Origin of the sequence: Fontibacillus forbon (assembly GCF_046559655.1) — a bacterium.
GTDB lineage: Bacteria > Bacillota > Bacilli > Paenibacillales > Paenibacillaceae > Fontibacillus.
In genome coordinates this window covers 86953-106418 of sequence record NZ_JBKGFV010000007.1, presented here as the reverse complement: position 1 = coordinate 106418, position 19466 = coordinate 86953, and the positions used below count along the sequence as shown (strand labels likewise).

15 protein-coding genes are annotated in these 19466 nt (G+C 53.6%); 3 read left to right on the top strand and 12 right to left on the bottom strand.

The features are described from left to right. Positions 1-64 precede the first annotated feature (64 nt). From ACLB09_RS23225 to ACLB09_RS23175, 11 genes are all read right to left on the bottom strand, one after another. Positions 65-1066, bottom strand: coding sequence for an aldose 1-epimerase (locus ACLB09_RS23225; RefSeq protein ID WP_410772208.1), 1002 nt, complete (start codon positions 1064-1066; stop codon positions 65-67). A gap of 56 nt (positions 1067-1122) precedes the next feature. After that, entirely contained in the window at positions 1123-1989 is an 867-nt protein-coding gene (locus ACLB09_RS23220; RefSeq protein WP_410772207.1) for an MBL fold metallo-hydrolase, read from the bottom strand. A gap of 37 nt (positions 1990-2026) precedes the next feature. After that, positions 2027-4480 (bottom strand): family 43 glycosylhydrolase, encoded by a 2454-nt coding sequence (locus ACLB09_RS23215; RefSeq protein ID WP_410772206.1) that lies wholly within the window; start codon positions 4478-4480, stop codon positions 2027-2029. 69 nt (positions 4481-4549) lie between these two features. Further along, a complete protein-coding gene (locus tag ACLB09_RS23210; protein WP_410772205.1) occupies positions 4550-6310 on the bottom strand; it encodes a glycoside hydrolase family 2 protein in 1761 nt (586 codons plus the stop codon). Between the two features lie 27 nt (positions 6311-6337). Continuing rightward, the gene (locus ACLB09_RS23205; protein ID WP_410772204.1) at positions 6338-7369 is read right to left on the bottom strand and encodes an acyltransferase family protein; all 1032 of its coding nucleotides are present in this window, start codon (positions 7367-7369) and stop codon (positions 6338-6340) included. Positions 7370-7387: 18 nt separating this feature from the next. Next, complete coding sequence (locus tag ACLB09_RS23200) at positions 7388-8194, bottom strand: carbohydrate ABC transporter permease (RefSeq protein WP_410772203.1); 807 nt, start codon at positions 8192-8194, stop codon at positions 7388-7390. Positions 8195-8196: 2 nt separating this feature from the next. Beyond that, positions 8197-9084 carry a carbohydrate ABC transporter permease gene (locus ACLB09_RS23195; protein WP_410772202.1) on the bottom strand — a complete coding sequence of 296 codons (888 nt, stop codon included), beginning with the start codon at positions 9082-9084 and terminating at the stop codon, positions 8197-8199. A 78-nt stretch (positions 9085-9162) separates the two neighbouring features. Then, positions 9163-10512, bottom strand: a complete 1350-nt coding sequence (locus ACLB09_RS23190; protein ID WP_410772201.1) for an ABC transporter substrate-binding protein — start codon at positions 10510-10512, stop codon at positions 9163-9165. A gap of 286 nt (positions 10513-10798) precedes the next feature. Next, entirely contained in the window at positions 10799-11737 is a 939-nt protein-coding gene (locus ACLB09_RS23185; protein ID WP_410772200.1) for an ArsR/SmtB family transcription factor, read from the bottom strand. 219 nt (positions 11738-11956) lie between these two features. Next, complete coding sequence (locus tag ACLB09_RS23180; RefSeq protein WP_410772199.1) at positions 11957-12922, bottom strand: glycoside hydrolase family 43 protein; 966 nt, start codon at positions 12920-12922, stop codon at positions 11957-11959. 42 nt (positions 12923-12964) lie between these two features. Next, entirely contained in the window at positions 12965-15718 is a 2754-nt protein-coding gene (locus ACLB09_RS23175) for a glycoside hydrolase family 2 protein (RefSeq protein ID WP_410772198.1), read from the bottom strand. 146 nt (positions 15719-15864) lie between these two features. On the opposite strand from ACLB09_RS23175, the gene ACLB09_RS23170 reads away from it, so the two are divergent. Both ACLB09_RS23170 and ACLB09_RS23165 read left to right on the top strand, forming a co-directional pair. Further along, positions 15865-16800: an ArsR/SmtB family transcription factor gene (locus ACLB09_RS23170; RefSeq protein ID WP_410772197.1), complete on the top strand. Its 936-nt coding sequence runs from the start codon at positions 15865-15867 to the stop codon at positions 16798-16800. Positions 16801-16896: 96 nt separating this feature from the next. Further along, entirely contained in the window at positions 16897-17334 is a 438-nt protein-coding gene (locus tag ACLB09_RS23165; RefSeq protein ID WP_410772196.1) for a DUF2500 domain-containing protein, read from the top strand. 112 nt (positions 17335-17446) lie between these two features. Here the strand turns inward: ACLB09_RS23165 and ACLB09_RS23160 are convergent, their stop codons facing one another. After that, a complete protein-coding gene (locus tag ACLB09_RS23160) occupies positions 17447-18349 on the bottom strand; it encodes an SDR family oxidoreductase (RefSeq protein ID WP_410772309.1) in 903 nt (300 codons plus the stop codon). A 121-nt stretch (positions 18350-18470) separates the two neighbouring features. On the opposite strand from ACLB09_RS23160, the gene ACLB09_RS23155 reads away from it, so the two are divergent. Then, positions 18471-19448, top strand: a complete 978-nt coding sequence (locus tag ACLB09_RS23155; protein ID WP_410772195.1) for a helix-turn-helix transcriptional regulator — start codon at positions 18471-18473, stop codon at positions 19446-19448. Positions 19449-19466: the final 18 nt, after the last annotated feature.

Below are 19466 nucleotides of genomic sequence, written 5' to 3'. Positions count from 1 at the left end.
TAAGCAAAAAAACCGTCAGAGAGCTCCAGTAGCTCTCTGACGGTTTTTTTTGAATCGTAACGCTTTATCCCCGCACGTACCAGCGGCTGCTTTCCTCCCAAATTTCGCCCGGTTCCAGACCGAAGAGTCCGATATCGTCCGCGGGCAAATCCACATGAGGAGCGTTTACCAGGTTGATCTGCGGCTCGGGGCAGAAAAATCCTTCCTGTGCCCCATTGTTCCAAATCATCCACTGCTTGTAGGACGTCCCCGCATCATAGACGAGCGTAATCCGCCGGCTCAGATCGGTCAGCTCCATCCGGTTCCGGCCGTTTTGGGCCGCGGCGGTGTAATGATTGTCCATGCTTTCAAAGAAAGGATAGACGCCTTCGCCTTGCATCAGCAACTCCTGGTCGGTCAACGGCTGAAACTTGCCGGTAGGGAGCATGCGCTCATTCAGCTCCCAGCGCTCTCCCACCGTCAGCTTCAAGCGGTAATCCTTCCCCTGGCTCCCGGACGCGAACGGGGCATTGACCGAGGTGTGGAAGGCCAACAAGCACGGCATCTTCTCTCTGCCTTCATTCACCACCATAACCTGCTGGGAAAGACCGTGCGCACTCAGGCCATACCGAAGCCGAACCTTATATTTATACGGAAAATAGCGATACGATTCATGCCGTTCGTCTACAGAAACGGCGACGGATACGAAACTCTCCGTGTCGGTATGTCCGAATTCCTCCACCTGCCAGGGAATGTTGTACAGGAACCCGTGCAGATGGTTGCCGGTCGCACTTTCATTGACGGGGAACTCATGAAGCTTGCCATCCCACGGAAAGCGCCCGTCCTCATACCGGTTCGGCGGAAACAGCACGGGAATTCCGTGAATCATCGGCCGGTTCTTGAAGGACTCCATTTCCTCCGGAGCAGGCTCATGCAAAAACTTCAATTCGCGTTCCGCATCCCTAAACGCGATCAAATTCCCGCCGATAGCGGGAAGCAGAGCCGCTTCATAACGGCCCGCTTTCAGCCAAATCGCTTTTTCGCCCTGAAACTCGCCTTCATATGCTTCCAACTTTAATGTATTCATCGATTTCGTCTCCTCTTGCTCTCTCTTGTTCTCTCATGTTTTGTCTAACGCCCGCCTTAAGGCCGGTTCATGAACGCCTGCCCGGAAACGTACACGAACCGTTCTCCCCGGGCCATGACATGGACTTTCTGCTCCGGGAAATGCTCGTACATATAATCCACGAAGTAACCCGGCTTCTCCGCATTGCCCGCAAACACGTCATAATGCAGCGGAATCGCGGTCTCCGCGCCGATGCTAACGGCAAGCTCGGCGGCTTCCCGGTAATTCATATTGCCGACGATGCCGCGCTCCCGGCGGAAGAAATCCCGGCCGTTGATGGGCAGCATCGCCACATCGGGCTTGAACGCCCGGAGGCGTTCTATCAATCCGGGATAAACGACCGTATCCCCGGCATGGTATAACGTCACGCCGTTTAACTTAAGCACATAACCCACGCTGCGGTAGTGTCCCTCCGCATCTTGCTCCAATTGTTCATGGGCTGAGGGAATCACCGATATTTGCAGCTTGGAGAACAGCTCGGTTTCCCGGCTATCATCCGCCGTCAGGATTAGCGCCTCCTTCACTCCCATCGCGATCAACGGCTCCTTGCAGCAGGCCGGGGCCATGATCGGCGCCCTGCCGTTTTGCTCATGAAAGGCCGGCAAGGTTCCGGCGTCCATGTGATCTTCATGCTCATGCGTTATCAGACAGAGATCCGCCCCTACGATATCTTCCGGAACGATCGGCGCCGGATAGGAACGCACCGGTCCGTTTTTGTCCAAATAATCCGACACATAAGGGTCGATATAGACGGTTACTCCGTCCCCTTTGATAATGACGCTCTCCTGACCGAGAAACCAAATTGCCAAAGTTCCGTAAGGTACTTCGGTTTGATTCACTTCGTTGATAAGGGCGGCCCCTCTTCTTCTTTCATGTTCTTTCATCTGTATCCTCCCAGTTTCCGACAAAGTTTCTCCGCCTTTAATGTAACGGTTCCACTCCGATCCGGTCAATGCGGACCGCGACATCCGCGCTCTGCAGTCCGATTCGTCCCTGAAGGAACGGTGTAGCGCTGCGATCGGTATAAGACAGAACGGGATCGCTTGAATCCCCGGTATAAACCTCGATGGTCGCACCTTGCGCGATCACCTTTAGATGCAGCTTGCCATCGGCTCCGGGAGCGTTATTTCCCCAAGGCACGCTTTTTAGCGAGGTGGTGCCGTAGTTGATTTTATCGAGATGCAAGCCTTCGGCATCGGCATAAATGTAATACCCGCGGACGAAATCGGACCGGTTCTGGTTCTGATCCAGCCCATTGGCCGGCTCCGAAGCCCGAATGAGCAACCCGGCGCGGCCTGCATTCTCCATCCGCCGCAGATCGACCTGAACGCTGTAATCGGACCAGCCGGGTTCGCCGGTCAAAGATTTGGCGGGCGATACCGAAGAGGCGCGAAGTTCTCCTTCTTTCACGGACCACATGCCTTCAAACCGGGTCCAGCCAAAATCATTGCCGTCGTCAAAGAAATCTTCCCATTTCTCGACGGACTGGTAACGCCCAACCCGGAACCAATCCAGATCGAGGGTTCCCTCTGTAATCTCCAGCTTCCACCGTTGCCGCCCCGCCGGCAAATCCATTCCCGGTGCGGATACGGTCTGCCACTCTTCCGCCTTCTCCCGGGCCGCCGAGAACGCCGCAATCTCCTCTCCGTCCTGGCCAACCAGCCTGAATGCCGCGTTCGCCGATAAAGGCCGGATCCGGAAGTGGATCGAATAGGACCCGGATTCATCGCTGTTTACCAAATAGTTCGCCCAGTCCCCCGCTTGGAGTCCGGACAGGACATACCCGCCGTCCGCTTGCTTGGCAACCCGATGAGCCTTGCCTTCCTTACCTTCCTCAAAATGGACCGCCTGCACTTGACCCGGCAGGGGCTGATAGGCGCGTCCATCGCTGCTGCCGTTCACTTCGTTGCTGAAAGCAATGTAGCCGAATCTCCCATCCAGTCCTGCTGCGGCATAACCGACGGCGCCTCCGCTTGTCGCCGACGATCCTGCGAATTTCTGCATCTCGTCAATATAAACCCGCAGTTCGGCATCTCCGGAGTTTCCGGCACGATCATGCTCGATCCGGATTTTATGCCACTGGCTGTAATCGAAATCCGAAGGCAGTTCGGCTTCGGCAAGAACACGCTCTTTTCCGCCGGACCGTTCGGTCAATTCCATCACTCCCGCCCCGGGAAGCAGCCATACCGTCCCGTAGTTTTGTTCATCCCGATACGAGAACACGGCCCCAACCCGGGACTCCGCTTTCGCTTCGCTCTCCGAGCGGACATGGAACTCCGCCGTATACCCCGGCTCCGTCTCGGACTTCGTCCGCAGCATAGCTATGCCGGCAGCATTCGCCGCCCGCACGCCGGCGCCCTTTCCGGCATCGACCGACCAGTCTCCTTTCCCGGATTTAAGCCAGGACTTGCCTAGCTTATCCCGCTCGAACCGGTCGGCAAAAGCGGGCAAAGCCGGAGCAGGCTGCGGCGTGTCCGTGGGACCGGCCACGGCGAATCGGTCCCCGTTCCAGAAGAGCCGGTCCATGTTCATATGGCGCAGCGGCCCCACAATCCCCGGGCCCTCAAGATTATGATAAATCATGTACAAGGAATCGAGATCCGGGCCGGTGACGAGCGAATTATGTCCCAGGCCGACCGTTTTCCCTTCCGTCCGGATCAGGACCGGATTTCCTTCAAACGGCTTGAACGGCCCCAAGGGCGATTCGCTGACCGCCGCATCGATCCGGTAACCGTTGCTGAAGACATGATTCCCGGTATAGGTCATGTAGTACAAGCCGTTTCTTTTGAATACCGTCGGCCCTTCGGTCCAGCCGTCCATATAAGCTCCGGTGGGCGAGCCGGGAGCCGTTACGGACAGCGGGGAATCCATCGGAGCGGCATCAATGCCGCCGGTTCCGGCGTAATAGAAGTACCAGGTCCCGTCGTCGTCCACAAAGGTCGAGGCATCGATCGTTCTGCCGAAATTGTCCGTCGCCACCCGGAAAGGTCCGACAGGCGAGTCGCTTTCGAGCACGTAATGTCCGTTTCCGGCCGGCGAAGTATACATATAAAATTTGCCGTTCCAGTACCGGACCTCGGGCGCATACGCGCCCTTTGTCAGGGGATCCTCCGTACATAATCCCCGGTACGTCCAATCCTCCAGATCCGGCGAACTCCACACCTTGACTCCCGCATCGGTATCCCGCGTACTTACGTACAAGTAATAATACCCGTTGAACGAAAAAATAAAGGGATCTCCAAGCCCGTACTCTTCCCATTCATCCGGTAATGACACGGGATTGCTCCAGGTCCGGACGGGTTCTTTTTCCACGGGCGAACAAGCCCCCGCTACCAACAGCAGCAACATGATCGCCAGCCACTTTCCAAAGCGCACGGCATATCTCTCCTTCCTCTCAAGAAAAAACGGCAGAGTCGTCGGGTAACGGAATCTGCCGTTTTGTAATTATCTGCGGGTTCCCTCCACGATCGCGCGGATCGTCTCCAGGGGAAGCTTAGGCTTCCGGTCATAGGTCAACAATCCGTTGATCTCCTGCTCCACATCGCTGAATTGCGTGTAGCAGAATCCTTGAATGACCGGCGATTGCAGCATCGGCTCCACGACATTGCTCAGCCGCTCCACAAAATCCTCCTCATTGGCCGCCCCGGAATATCCCCATCCCTCCCACTCGTTCTTCTTGAAGGAAATACCTCCAAACTCCGTGGCGAGGATCGGCTGGCCCGCATAAGGGAAGCCGGGAACCAGAATCCACCGGTTGCCGGGCTGGGCGCTCAGCGCCGCATCCTTGGTCGCATAGCGCTCCGTCAACACCTCGCGGCGCCATTCATAATCATGAACGGTCACCAAATCCGTGCTGACCATCTCCCAGCCGTCATTCGAAATGACGGGGCGCGTCGGATCGAGCGATTTGGTCAGATGATAAACCGACAAGGCGTGCTGCTGTTGCTGCTTGTCGACCAGGATATTGGGCACGCCCCAGCTCTCATTGAGCGGCACCCAGGCAACGATGCACGGATGGTTGTAATCCCGCTCCACGGCCTGGATCCACTCCTGCGTCATCCGTGCCACATAGGGCTCGGAGAACTGGTACGCGTTCGCCATTTCTCCCCAAACCAGCAGGCCCAATCGATCCGCCCAATACAAATAACGGGGGTCTTCGATTTTTTGATGCTTACGCGCGCCGTTGAAGCCCATTTCCTTCGTCAGTTCCACGTCCCTGCGCAGATCTTCGTCGCTCGGAGCGGTCAATATGCCCTCCGGGAAATACCCTTGGTCCAGCACCATTCTCATGAAATAGGAACGGTTATTCAGCAACAGCTTCCCGTCCTCCACGGAAATTTTCCGCATGCCGAAATAGCTTTTCACACTATCAGCCACCACACCGTCCACGCTCAAGGTCAATTCCAAATCGTACAAATTCGGCTTTTCCGGCGTCCACCAGCGTCCCAAGCCGTGGTCGTTGAAATCCTCGAGATGAATATGACGGCCGGCCGAATCATGTCTCAACGAGAAAGTATCCTCCGCTACGAACTCACCGTTAAAAGTAACGGCCGCCTTAATGCTGACCGGAACTCCCGGGCGATAGCCGGACAAAAAAACGTCCAGCCCTATGTCGTTCTTGTCTATATCGGGAGTCAGGCGGATTCGCCGGATATACGTTTCGGGAACCGGTTCTAGCCATACGCTCTGCCAGATGCCGGTAGTGCGCGTATAGAAAATCCCCGCGGATTTTTCTTCCCAGTACTGTTTGCCCCGCGGCAGCGTCACATCCCGGCTGTAATCGGTCGCCTTCACGACGACGGTATTGTCGCCTTCGGCAAGGAGATCCGTAATGTCGGCATGAAACGGGGTATGCCCCCCCTCATGCAACGCTGCCAGTTTTCCGTTCACCCACACCTTCGCCTCATAATCGACGGCGCCGAAATGAAGCAGCAGCCTGCCTTTTCTATGCGCGTCGGGTACGGAGAACACTTTCCGGTACCAGACCGTATCATGAAATCCCGTATCGCCTATCCCGCTTAACCGGCTTTGGTGACAGAACGGTACGATAATCTTGCTCGCGAAATCATGGTTCTCGTACCAAGCTTCCCGCTCGCCCGCTCCGTTATCGTCGTAATCGAAATCCCATTCTCCGTTCAGGCTCATCCATGCATCCCGGACAAATTGCGGCCGGGGATATTCATTGCGTACTAGTTGATCAGCCATTGTTTCTACTCCTTCTTTATCCAGTAGTCACATCTTAGTGTCATTGCTCAAAGCCGCGCGGCGCGCAGGTTTCGTAATAATCCATATGCTGAACCCAATGACGGCAAGCAGCCCCAGCTCCATCCAAAACGCGTCAAGCAATCCCAGCAGCAACAACGGCTGATTGGACTTCAGCGCAAAGATCAGCACGTTGCTCATCAACAGAAACCAAAGCACATTCCGTCCCAGGGCCTCCAGCGGAAGAAACGGCAGAGGATATTTTTCCATCCACCGGGACAGAAGATAATATCCGTACAACAACAAAGCCGGACCCGCGACCCACCAAACCGACGGCGGAAAACGTTCGGGCAGCGACGCGTCGGCCCCCGAAAGCCACTTCCAGGCAAAGGCTCCCGTGGCGATTGCCGCTCCCGCCAGCACCCGCCAATCAAAGCCGGTACGATAGCGGGCAAACAGCATACCGAGCAGATAATACGGGAAGTATTGCACTACCGGGAATGAAGCGAAATCCCGGGTCCCCACCAACGGAGCCCAAGGAACCGCGTGAATGGCCCCGTAGGGCATGAAAGTCGTGAGCAGCAAGAGTCCCGCCGCCGTGAGTCCGGCCCATTTTCGCCTGCCCAACCACTTTAACGGGACAAACAATAACAAACCAAGCAGAATCAAATAAGTAAACGAAGCCAGAAATTCAGACCAGCCCGGCATATCGTTCAGCAGCAATATCGGTTTGATCGTTGTCCATTCCAACGGTCGTTGATCGATAAACAACCGATAGGCCGTCCCGGAAATATAAAAGGCAAGCAAGGTTTTGAACGCCGTAGCGAGCATGCGGTGCCAGACCTCGGCGAACGGCTTGCTGTAGTACGCCAACTGGCACACATACCCGAAGCTGAACACAAATCCCGAGAACGTGATCAAGTTGATGGGGTCAATCCACTTTTGCCCTTGCGGGAAAATCACCGGGTCGCTGAAAAATTGCAGGCAATGGCAATACACCATCCCGAGCACCAGCAAGCCCTTAAATATATCAATCGCTCTTTCGCGTTGACGCACAGCCACCAGCGCTGCTCCCTTCGCTTATCCTTTAATCCCCGACAGGCTGACTCCCTTGATGATCTGGCGTTCGAAAATCAGGAACAGAAGCATGATCGGCAGCGAAGCTACGGTATTGATAACCATCGGCTTCACGTAATCTTCCGTGTACTGATTCATTAAGGTAGGAATCCCCATCGGCAGCGTGAACAGGTTGTCGTCGGTCACGGACAGGAACGGCCAGAGGAAATTGTTCCACGAGCCGATAAATGTCAGAATGGCAATTGAAACAAGCGCGGGACGGGTAAGCGGAAGCATAATACTCACGAAAATCCGCCAGATTCCGCCACCGTCGATCTGCACGCTTTCAAGCAGGTCGTTCGGAATTCCGTCAAAGAAGCTTTTGAGCACGATAATCGCAAAAGGCGAAGCCAGAACCGGGAAAATCAGCCCCATGTAAGAGTTCAAAATCCCCAAATCTTTGGCGACCTGGTACAGAGGAATAAGGATCGCTTCACCCGGAATCAGCAGGCCGGCCAATATGAAGAAAAACATGAACATTCTATACCTGAACGGAACCTTGGACATCGCAAACCCGGCCATCGCAGCGATCACAAGCGTCAGCAGAGTCACGCATACGGCAATAAGGAAGCTGTTCCAGGACCACTGGATCAGTTTGGTGCCGGTGATGATTTCATGATAGACCGCGAAGGAATAAGGCGGCGTAAACCAGTCCACGACGGACGTGATTTTCATGCCTTCCTTTTTCACGGAAACCACGAGCATCCAGACGAGCGGAAAAGCAAACAACAAGGCCATGAACATGGAAAAAATCCGATAAAACCATTTCATCACTAGTTCGCCTCCTTCCGGTTATTGACCCAGTATTGTATCCCGGACAGAACTAAAAGAATGGCGAACAGCATATAGGACATGGCTGACGCGTACCCCAGATCGTTTTTGCGGAAGCCCGTTTGCCAAATCAGCTGGATAACGGGACGCGTCTGATCCAGAGGTCCTCCGCCGGTCATGACATAGATTTGCATGAACACTTTAAATGAAGCTATGATTTGCAGCATCGTTATCGTTTTCGTAATCGGGCTAAGCAACGGCAGCGTGATTCTCCAGAATATCTGGGCATCGGTCGCTCCGTCCAAACGCGCCGCTTCATAGACTTCGTCCGGCACATCCTGCATCGCCGATAAATACAAAATAAAGTTAAAGCCGACCGTCCACCATAGCGTTAATAACGAGATGGCGATCCACGCCAAATTCGTTTCCGACAGCCAAAAGATTTCCGAACCTTCCGGAAGCAGCTTTACCAAATGGAGCAAAGAGTTTACAAGCCCGGTATAAGGCTGAAATACAAACAATCCCAGAAAAGAGGCCACCGCCACGGAGAGAATGCTCGGAATAAAGAACACGCTCCGGTAAAACCTTTGCAGCCTGGAATTGCGGTTGGCGATGAGCGCCAGAATAATGGCCAGAACGATCATTAACGGCGTTGTGATGATTACAAAAATCGTGGAATGCCAGATGGATGCCCAAAACTCGTGGTCTTGAAACATTCGCTCATAATTGCCGAGTCCAACGTACTTCATCTTCTTGATAAGCGTCCATTTATAGAAGCTCATCTCTACGCCCTTGATCATCGGCCAGATGGTAAACATGAAATAAACGACCAAGAAGGGGAGCAGGAACAGGAGCGCCTGCACGTCTGCTCTCAATTTGTTCATTTTCATAAGCACCATACCTCCCCATATGACCGGCAGACTTTACGACCCATGCCGCAAAGTCTGCCGAATTCATTTCCCGATCCGTTATTCGCTGAGTACCTTTTGCACTTCGGCCGACATTTTGGCAATTCCGTCAGCCGGGGTCATTTTGTTCGCCCATATCTCGTTCAAGTATTTAAACATGGCCAAATCGCGAATTTGCCAGTTCTTTGTCGAAGGCTTGCTGAATTTAACGGTGGAAGCCACGGATACGTAATCACTGCGGTACGGCAAATCTTTAAACTCCTGTTTTTCAAATACGGACGGCTTGGAAGGAATGTGACCGGCCTTGGCCCAAACCTGACCGTTGTCCGCAAGCCAGTTGGCGAAAGTAATTGCCGCTTTCCGCTTGGCCGGATCTTCTTTCTTTGTGACCGGAAGAATTACCGTATGCGAGTCGCCCCAGGTAGCTTCCTGGTCAAACACCTTCGGAATCGGCATCGCTCCGAATTCAAGATCCTTCGTGGATTCCCAGGTTCCTGTTGCCCAAACGCCGGTCATCATGATCGCCGCTGTGCCGCTTTGGAAATTTTTATAGAAATCGGGGTCGTTCAATTTAATCACTTTATGTTTATGAAATAAGTCCTGGATATACTGGGCGGCTTGAACCGCTTTGTCCGTGTCGACCTGCGCCGAGCCCAAATCGTCGGATACCACGTCATTGCCGCCCAACTGGGAGTAGAGCGCCCACCATAGACGGAAAGGGTCATCATTGGTGTTCGAAAGAGCGAACGGCGTTACTTTCTGCGGCAATTTCTCTTTAAGCGTAGTCAGGAAAGTAATGAACCCGTCGGCCGACTGCTCCAGAATAGGCTTGCCTTCATCATCGAGCAGTCCGGCTTCCTTAAGCAGTTTCTTGTTGTAGTACATAATGAATGGATGCGTATCGATCGGCACCGCGTAGTGCGCTCCGTCCACGACGGAAGCATCCAGAATATTCTGATTAAAGGTGGACCAGTCCACGTCGGCCTCGGTAGCCACATCGTCCAATTCGGACACAACCCCTTGGTCGATCAAGTCGGGCAGGCGGGAGATGTGCGAGATGCCGATGTCCGGACCGTTGCCGTTACCGACCGCGGTAATCAGCTTCGTGTAATACTCTCCCCATTCCAGCTTCGTATTCTTGACTTGAATGTTCGGATGCTCCTTGTTAAAAGCGTCGATCATCGCCTGCATATTATCGCCGTCCCCGCCCGAGAAAAGCGTCCAGAACGACAGCGTAACTTTCTCTCCGTCATTTGAAGCGCTTCCATTTCCTTGATCGGCGGTTCCCTCATTCGTAGTTGCCGTTCCATCGTTGTTTCCCGATTTTCCGTTGTTGCTGCCGCCACATGCGCTTAGCACCAAGGACAACGAGAGCATTAAGGCGAGCACAATCCCAAAACTTTTTTTCATGTTGACCTCCCCTTTAACTTTTGATGAGGTACAAAACATCATTATTGTTTTATTACATATTTTTTGTACCTTTGAAGCTAATATAATGCCCGTTTTTTAAAATGTCAACGGTTTCAAACTATTTTATTGTAATATTTTATGGTATAGGTCTTTTGTTACAATTTTATTGTAATAATCAACTTGTCTCTTTAGTCCGGCATATAATAATGGGACAAACCTTGCCCCTGCCTTCCTTGGGCGTTGCAAAATAAAAAACCATCATTTCTTGGGGAAATGATGGTTCCTTCTATTCCGTTTCTTCCTGGGTATAAGCTACCCGCATGACAATATCCTGTTCGTAATCCCCGAATTGTTTGCCGAAGAGATTAACGCCGCCCTTATGTACCGCTTCCGAATCGACCCCGATACGTAACCGCAGGCTGGGGCGCTGATTCAGGTGCAGGTCTTTTATCGTAACTTCGGACACTTTTTGCATATCGAGAGTCGTCCGTTCATGATCGATGCGCCATGTTTTCAGCAAACCGTATTGCGTCGTCCAATCCAGCCACCACGAAGGATTCAGCACTCCCCGCCGGTCGCCGAAATCACCGGGACTGGTCCACATTCCGATCTCGACTCCGTTCACCCATACCGAAATGTCCGAAGGCCAGTCATTGTCGTAATTCGGTGCTTCGGAGCACATTTCCATGGAAAGTTCGATCGATTGGATGCTCGCATTCAAGGGAATCTCCAGGGGAAGCAAGTATTCCACATAACCTTTGCGAAACCAGATAATTTGTGCGCCTACATGCTTCGGGTGATAAAAACTGGCCGGTTCGTCCTCCCTTACCAGCATTCCTTCGTGAGTAGCCATGCCGCATGTCGGGTGGACTTCGCAATCGCTGTAATGTCCGATCGGCATCTCGACCTCGTAAAACTTCATCCCGTCTTTGGTGGAACGTACGGTGGAATTTAAAGAAATAAGAATATCGTCATAATTGCGGCTGCACACCTTCATCGCCCCGCGTACCGCCGGAAGCAACTCCGTATTGATGAGTTTGGCCGCTTCGAGTACTTTAACGTTGTTGGCGACAGTGGAAACCGGAAGCTGCAGCGCCTCGGCAAGTTCAATAACGTTCATGCTCCTCGTATTCAGCAGGCGAAGAATATCGACCCGGGAGCGGGTAGATAGGGCATGAGCCACTTGAACCAATCTATCGGCTTCATGGATACCGACTTCCAACATAAGAATCCTCCTACAGCTTTTTACAAGAATTTTACATAAGCAATCTCTAATGTACTTTACTACACTAAGCTGTATTAAAGCAATAATATTAATTATATTGAAAGATTCGCTATTCGTATGCTTTTTTTACTACTGAAAAGCAAAAAACCGGCATATCTTCATGCCGGTTTTTGAGTATTTATGCCTATTCGATAACGATCCAACCGTTCCTCCTGATCCTTACTCTCCCGACGGAGGAGGAATGATCATATCCGTTGCCGACGGAATGCCGAAATCCGGCATCCCGTCTTCTTTCCAGTCAAACTTTTGGATCCGCGTGCTTCGCGGACTTCCCGCCGAACGATCCTGTTCGGCCTCCGAGTAGGAATAAGCATGGTAAACCAGCCAGTCCTCCGAATCATCCGCCGAAATTGTAAAACTGTTGTGCCCGGGTGCATAAACCCCGTACTCCGGGTTCTTGGCGAAGACCGGACCGTTATGCTTGATCCATGCCCGGGGATTCAAGAGATCCTCGGATTCCGAAATCATCGTCATTCCCAGACAGTAATCGTCGGACCAGGTCGCGCTTGCCGAAAAAACGAGATAGATTCTTCCGTTTCTCCGCAAAAAGGACGGTCCTTCGTTAATGGCCATGCCGCCATGTTTCTCCCAGGGTTCCGTCGGTGCCGTAATAAGCGCTTCAGGTCCCGTTAATGTCCAGGGATTGAGCATGCGGGCGGCATAAATGCCTGATCCGTAATCGGGAAAATGACCGTAGCCGGAATAAAAGAAATACAACTCCCCCCGGTGCGGCAATACCGTTCCATCCAAGCCGGGGTGCCACGTATTGACCGCTCCTTTAAATGTCCACTCGCCGTTCATGGGGTCATCGCCCACTAGCCTAAGCACGCATACCCTCCGGGTATCGTCTCCCCCGCCGTCGTTCGCCGTATAGTAGATATACCAACGATCTTCGATAGAATGAAGCTCCGGCGCCCATAGGTGATAAGAATAAGGTCCGGGAGTATCGGGCATCCAGATGGTTTTGGGGGGAGCGCTCCCCAGTTCCATCATGGTTTTGCTATGCCGAATCGCAATTCGGTCCCCCATCGTAACCAACATATAATAGCTGCCGTCTTTCCCTTTTAAGATCCAAGGATCGGCACCGTTCTCCAAGATCGGATTGCTGAGTGTATTCCCCGTCATGGTATGGTTTCCTCCCTTACGCCTGCACTATAAAGCCAGTCCTCAGCCGTTGTAACGGATTAACAGATCCAGCGGATACCTTCCGGCATTGCGGCCGTACAAGGCCACGCCGCCTTCCTCTGCCTGCAGTTCCAAGCGGAAAGTACGGCTGCGGTTCAGCCTGGCCGTCAATGGTACCGGAACGCTCATTTTGCAAAGATAACCGTACGAGCCGGCTTCATCCAGTTTGTTCGCGACCGGCTGGTAATGCCAAGACAATACGCCGCGGCTGTCCGCCGGATCGTCCGGCAAAACGAACGAGCCGATTCTTTCTCCGTCGACCAGCACGTTTAGGCGGGAAGGATGCTTTTCCTCATCAGTCATGTAATAGGTGTTAGGGTTATATTCTACCTTCGCGTCGGCGCCATGCATCGCGCCGATTCCCATATCGGTATCTATCGAGCCTTCGATATTCCGGGCCAAAAGCCGCTTCGCACCGGCTTCGAATAGAATTTCAATATCGTGAATGGCGGTCTTCTCCGTTACGCCCGGCAGCGTTACGTCATAGCTAAAGCTACCCTTCTCCGCACCGCTTACTTTCGCGCCTTGAAGCGAGGCCCACTGATGTTCAAACGTCTGCTCCGCGTAAGAGCCTACCGGGATTTGAATCGTCCCGCATTCCGCTGCCTTTCCGTCATCGTTGCCGCTTCTTACATCAAAAGTAGTGAAGTTCCGCGTAACCGCCTTCCCCGCTTCGTTCTCCAGGGTTACCGCCAGCACGGCTACCGCATCCCGATTCGGCATCGTAAGGGTCAGCGAAGAAAGCGGCGCAACGCCGTAGCCTTCCCAATCCAGCTGCATGACCCCGCTATCTTCCACTGTGCGAACGCCCAGTTGATCATGCCACAGCTCCCATTTCACCCACAATTTCTGTTCATGATACCGGTCACTGAAGCTGGACCGCAGCAAGGGAACAACGACCTGATCGCGGGCGGAAACAGTCTGGCATGGAGGGACATCCAGCACGATGAAATCCGGGGAATGCAGATCGGCAATACTCATGCCGGGTACGAAAGCTTCGTATCCGAAATCTTTGCCCTTTCCATCCAGGCGGTAATAACCGTTGAACTCGTTTGTCACGTCGCGGAACTCCGTGAACACGAACCCGCACAGCTTGTCGTGCTTGCGGAACTCGTTCATCATGTAGCGGTAATGCCAGGCGAGGTCGCTGTCACCCGCACCGTTTTCGATGCCCCACACATTGCCGCATTCGCTGTTCATCAGAGGAGCATCGGATTGTACGTTACCGCCGATGCAGTTGAAGGGCGAGCCCGGGTACGTTTTGCTGACGATATCCTCCAAATGGGATCGGACCTGTTCGTATCCATTGATATAAAAATGCCATGTATTGATGTCGGACTCGACGTGGTCATAATTGCAAGGCGAGTTGTCTTCGACGATCCGGGTCAGATCAAGCCGTTTCGCCCAACGGTATTTTTCCCGCACCCATTCCTGGGTTTCCGGCAAATAGTTGCTCTGCCGCTGTATATCCCCCGTAACTCCCGCTTCCTTGGGATCTGTCTTGAGCCCCCACGTCTCATTAAACATCACCCAGGAGAAAATCGACGGATGATTGTAATCCCGCTCGATGACCTCCAGCGCTTCCTGCTCGTAAGCGAGGCGGGCCCGTTCATCCGGGTTGCCCCAGAAGCAAGGCATATCCTCCATGACGAGAATGCCCAGTTTATCCGCCCAGTACAGCTTGCGCGGCTCTTCCGGTTTGATATGGATGCGGACAAAATTGAGTCCCAGGCGCTTCATCAGGTAAATCTCATCATGCATTTCCTCATCGGACGGATAGGTAAAATAACCGGTCTTGTGATACGACTGGTCCAGCGTTCCGTTCAAATAAACCGGCTTGCCGTTCAGCGTAATCCAGCGGTAACCCCGGTCGCCGAAAGCGGCCGTCCCGATCTCCCGGATGCCGAAATAGGTGTTGACCCGATCCATGCCGAAGGAACCGCCCAGCTTTAATGCCCCCTCATACAAATGCGGGGTTTCCGGACTCCATAACCGGGGCTCGTTCACGATAAACGAGGTATTCACTTCATTTTCGCCGGCAAGAAGCTCCACGGATACGACATGCTTAATGGAAGCGCCTACAAATTCAGCCGTAAGCTCGGCCTTTCCGGCTTGTTCCGCCTTGATGGTTGCCGTAACCTCAATCCGGCCGTCAATATAGGTTCTGAACTTGGCGTCTTTAAAATAAGTTTGCGGTCGGGCTTCCAGCCAAACCGGCTGCCAGATGCCGCGGATTTCGCCATACCCCTGCTTTCCGCGCGCTTGGTAATTATGGTCCTGATCTTCCGCTCTGACGACGATCGTGTTGTTGCCTTCCATTTGCCAGACGTCCGTTACATCAAACTCAAACGAGCCGTAACCGCCTTGATGACTTCCTACGTGACAGCCGTTAATCCAGACTTCGCATAAATAATCCACCGCTCCAAAACGTATAAACAACTTCGAGCCGGAAGCCGCCGGATGCCACGCCACCGTTCGCCGGTACCATCCGATCCCCTTGATGTCCTTACCGATGCCGGACAGCGGGCTGGCCCATGAAAACGGGACCTGGATGTCCGAGTCGAACGGAACTTCACCGTTTACGCTCCAGTCGTTTTGGATGCCTTCATTTTCAGGGTCGAAGCGGAATGACCATGAACCGTTTAAATTCCACCACTCCTCTCGTTGCCAGTGCGGATGGGGGAATTCCGGACGGGGCACTCCCAACGTTTCCTGATTTAACATAGTGATGTTCATGCGATACACACCCTTTCAAGCAGATTATGTGCCCATATTAACACCTATATAGTATTTTTACAATGTTTATTATAGTTTTACAATATTAATTCCGCATTGTACAATAATCTCAATATGATCTCTGTAGAAGAAAAGGAATTTTGACGATGAGCGAACCGTTGCAAGAAATTATCCGCTACCCGGCTTCAAGAATCCTTGACGTAGCCAAGGCGTTGTCGGGAGACCTTCGCGTCCGCATATTGGAGGCGCTTGGGGAGAAGCCGATGAGCGTCAGCCAACTGGCCGAAACGCTGGGCGTAGCCCAACCGACCATCTCCATCAACGTTCAGACGCTCGAGCAGGCCGAACTGCTCGTCTCCACCCAGGGAGCCAACCGGGAAAAAATCTGCTCCGTGACCTGCCGCTCCATCCAGTTGGAGCTTCCGTCCAAACCCGGGGACGGCCTTCATCCCGTGGAGAGTATTCACATGCCGATCGGGATGTTCTCGCATTGCTCCGTGAAGCCCTCCTGCGGCATGGCCGGCAAGGACGGGGCCTTGATCGGATCGCAGGATGATCCCCGGGTATTCTATATGCCGGAACGGATCGACGCCGCGCTTCTCTGGTTTGCCGAGGCCGGTTATATCGAATATTATTTCGCCAACCCCCTGCCTCCCGGCGTCGAGCTCGATGAATTGCGCATTCGTGCCGAGCTGTGTTCCGAAGCGCCTTCCTTCCGCGCGGACTGGGCTTCCGACATTACGGTCACGGTAAACGGCCTGAATGCCGGCACCTGGACTTGTCCGTCCGATTTCGGGGACCGGAAAGGCAAGCTGACTCCCGAACGTTGGAAAAGCGGCACGGAGTACGGCATGCTGACGGAATGGCGCATCAGCAATCAGGGAAGTTCCGTCAACGGTGTCTCTGCCACCGATACCTCAATCGGTATGCTTCATTTGGCGTATAACCAACCCATTTCCATCCGGTTCGAAGTAAAGGAGGATGCAGCCAACAAGCGGGGGCTTAATCTGTTCGGGAGCCAATTCGGGGACCATCCGCAGGATATCGTTCTGGAGTTCATACGACGTGACGAAAAATCATAAATGAAACAAAATTGCCTGCATCCGCGTAAAACATAGAGACAGGACGCTAGTTCGGAACACGGTTGTCCTGAATGCACATAGAAGGAGGCACCGGGAATGAACTTCGGACCTGATCCCTTCCCGTTTGGGGGAGGCGGAACTACAGCTTCTGGCTTTAATTTTATGTTTACGCTTGTCCCCATTCTAATTGTCATTATCTTTGCCGCTGTAATCATCAGCCTGATCGTGAGGGGCGTTCGCTATACCAAAAATGCCAGCTCGCCGCGGGATTCCCGCTATGCGCGGATCGTATCCAAACGGATGGACGTGAGGAGTCACTCGCACAATATGAATGACTCCATGCATAACTCCTCTCGCACCTACTACTACATCACGCTGGAGTTCGATAACGGGCAGCGCCAGGAATATCTCGACGTAAAAAACCTGTATGGACTTGTCGTTGAAGGAGACGTCGGGTACGCTGCAATTCAAGGGGATTGGATCGTAGCTTTTGAGCGGAATGCGGGCCAAGGGCAAAGCGAGAGCCGGTTTTAGGGAATCCGAAGATCACTGGGGTATCGGACTGAAACTATGGAGGATCACTCTATTCAACAAAAGACCCTGACGGTTCTTGACCAGTCAGGGTCTTTCGGTATCTCATACTGTGTCAGTTAATCGGCAAACCCTGCTTTTCCGCATAATTTCCCCAATGGGGCCGGCGGCCGTCCACGTCGCTGAAGCCGTATTCGTCGGACAAATCCCAGCTTGTCAGCGCGCGGCCGGATTTTTCGTGGACATTAGGATCACCGGCAAGGGCGGCTACGGCTTGGCCGACAAAGTAAGGAGTTTCCGATTCAATATAATGTGGTTCCTGGGCAACCGCGTCACGCCAGTTGTCCTCTCCCACTCCAAAATGATCCAGCATCTGTTCGGACCGCAGAAATCCCGGCGTGACCGCCAGTGCGGTAATATTGTGGGAGCGCAGTTCCTCCGCCATGGCCGCCGCCAGGTGAATCGGCGCAATTTTGGCGAGACTGTAATACAAATTCCCCCGGTAGTTATAGGTGGAGCCGTCGGTAATTTCAATGATCAGTCCCCCTCCCCGTTTGATCATCAGCGGAGCCCCGTAATAGCTTGTGATCAGATGGGTTTTCACCGCCCGCTCCTGCATCAGCAGCGCATCGCCTAAAGGCTGTTCCCAAAAAGGAGTCCCCCAATGCGTCAATTGCTCTCCGCCCCAAATATCATTGACGAGAAGGTCCAAGCGTCCCTGTTGTTCCTCCGCAATCCGGTCGAACAGCGCTTTGACCTCCTCTTCCTGCGTATGGTCACAGCGGACCGGAATGCCGATTCCGCCGCGAGCGGTAACCATCTCCGCCGTATCGTCGATCGTTTCGGACCGGTTGATGTCCGAGGCGCCACCCCGGACGCTGCGTCCCGTGCAATAAACGGTGGCCCCCGCCGCCCCCAGCATGACGGCGATTCCTCGGCCCGCTCCCCGCGTGGCACCGGCTACCACGGCTATTTTTCCACTCAATGGCTTCAAGTTCGCCTTGTTTTCCATAATCATCAACCTCCCGATATTCTACTTTCAAAGACATTCCCAGTTTATCAGTCAAATATGACATCCACTGTCTTATATAAATGCTACAATTCAAAGCAGGAAGAAAAAAAAGGAAGGATGGATGAACATGAGGGCGGATCGGCTGTTATCCATTTTGCTGCTGCTGCAAAACGGCGGCAAATTAAACTCGCGCCAGCTTGCTGAAAAACTGGAGGTCTCGGAGAGGACGATCGTGAGGGATATGGACGCTTTGAGCTCCGCCGGAATTCCGGTATATGCGGAACGCGGTCCCCTTGGCGGATGGATGCTAGCGGAGAATTATCGGACAAGTCTGACCGGGATGAATCAGGATGAAATCCTGTCTTTGCTCATGACCAGTCACAGTCATTTGCTGGGGGATTTAGGGATTCCGAGGCGGAACTTTGAAGCGGCTTACCAGAAACTGATCGCTTCCTCCCCTGCGCCTGTCCGGCAGGATGCCGAGATGATCAGGGAACGCATTCACATCGACGGGGCCGGCTGGCATGTTTCGGACGAAAGCTTTCCGCTGCTTAACGTCGTGCAGGAGGCGGTTTGGGGACAGCGCAAGCTGGAGATGTCCTACCGCAAATCGGATAGCGACACAGAGTACAGCGGGAATAACGCCAGACGGAGGGTTCACCCGTTAGGGCTGGTGGCCAAACGGAACGTCTGGTACCTGGTGGCGGAGGAAAACGGCGAGTTCAAGACCTTCCGCATCTCCCGGATCACGGAAGCCGCTGTGCGGGAAGAATCCTTTCAGCGTCCTAACGACTTCTCACTGAGCGGGTACTGGGAGCAATCGACCGCGGATTTCAAATCCGCCTTGCCGCGCTACCCGGCAACGATCTCCATCTCGGCGCAGCGGCTGGCCCGGCTAAAGCGGGAGCGCTACGCCAAGGTGCTTCGCGCCGAGCCCGAGGACGGCCAAGCCGGCTGGATGTCCGTGGATATCGAGTTTAATACGCTGGAATCGGCGTGCGAAATCCTGCTCGCCTGCGGCCGGGAAGCCGAAGCGCTGAACCCGCCGGAGCTGCGGGAGTTGATAGGCGCCGAAGCGGCGGCAATATCGGCGCTTTACCGGTGACAGCCGGCAAGCGCCGGC